Annotated in this window: 1 protein-coding gene; it reads right to left on the reverse strand. The window is 57.2% G+C overall.

Going from position 1 to position 1,412, the window contains the following annotated elements; genetic code table 11:
- Window positions 1-9 precede the first annotated feature (9 nt).
- Window positions 10-1,347, reverse strand: coding sequence for an IS4 family transposase (locus NX782_RS26175; RefSeq protein ID WP_258848432.1), 1,338 nt, complete (start codon window positions 1,345-1,347; stop codon window positions 10-12).
- Window positions 1,348-1,412: the final 65 nt, after the last annotated feature.

Raw genomic sequence — 1,412 nt, forward strand, 5'->3', positions numbered from 1 at the left:
TAATGCCAGTCAGTTAAGCTGACTGGCATTTTTCATTGGAAACTTGGATCTGGGCTGTTTGACTGCTCTTGGAAAAGATCGCGCTCGACGTTCCGGCAAAAGATAGGCGCGCGCCTGCTCGCGTAAGAACGCCAAGCGCTTGGGGAAGGTGCCCGGTGTTTGCAACGGCCAGTGGTACAAGGCCGTGGTAATGGCCAAAGCTAGCCATTGAAAACTCAGGCGCTGTGGTGGCACGTGCAGCTCGTCGGCCATTTGGGCGATTTCATGGCGCAGCAGGTTGTAGGCAATGAGCGTGCCCCATACTTCCTGACGCACCAACTCCGGCAATTTGCTACGCAGCGTCGTCGCATTCTTCTGCATGCCCTGCTTGATTTCCCTGAATCCCAATTCGATCTCCCAGCGCTGCATGTAGTGCGCGGCGATCTCGCGTGCCGGAAAGCGGTGGGCGTCGCACAAGGAGGTAAGAAACTGGCGAGGCTCTCCACCGATCTTGCACTTGATGAGCCGTGCTTGCCAACGGGCCGGCAAGTCCGGGCGCTGCTTGCGTGCCTGGGGCGACACTGGAAGACTCACCAAGCAGTCATCGGGAGTGAGTTGGCAAATCACTTCATAACGCAATCCCGCTCTGGCCCGCAAAAGCCAATGTTTTTGCCGACCCGCCTGCTGCCAGTCGAGTAAAAACGCAGCCGAGAAATAAGCGCGGTCGAAGATCGTCAGCGAGTCGTCCGGCACCTTGTGCATGAGCGGTTTTGCAAAGGACAGTTCTGCGGTGCCGTAATCGCCAAACTCGGCGGCACGGATCAGATGGGTGCAGGTGTCCATCAAACAGACCGCACGCAATTGCGGCCACGCGCCGCAAGTTCTTTCGTTCGAGCCTCGCCTGAACTTCTCGCCATTGGCTGGCGTGTCAGGCAACGACCATACAACGCCATCAACGGCGTAGCTTCGCAATCCATGAAATAGCCCGTGCTCAGGTATGGCGGCGCTTGCCCAGCAGCTTGCCAGACGCTCGAATAACCATGCCATCGGCGCCTCTCCCAATCGCTCACGACCTGCTACTGCAGCACTGGGAACAGGTGTGCTCGATGGCGGCCCATCGGCCAGATCGAGCTGCTGAACGATATGCCAGATCGGTTCATTACGAAACAAGGCCAGCCCGATTACCAGCCAGACCATCCGCTCAGCCGGCAGACGCCGCCGACGTAGCGATACAGTTCCGGTTTGCTTCAAGGCTTCGTCGACCCACGATGGATCGATCAGGCTGGCAAAACGCTCGAACTCATGCGGTGCCAGCTCAGCTGCATAGTCCAGGTCAAGTTGGAGAGCCATAATAAAAAACGGATTCATGGTTGGACATGAATCCGTTTTAGCTCTGGCAGCCACCAGGTCAATGCCTTAAGTGACTGGCATTA

The organism is Massilia norwichensis (genome assembly GCF_024753245.1).
Taxonomy (GTDB): domain Bacteria; phylum Pseudomonadota; class Gammaproteobacteria; order Burkholderiales; family Burkholderiaceae_D; genus Telluria; species Telluria norwichensis.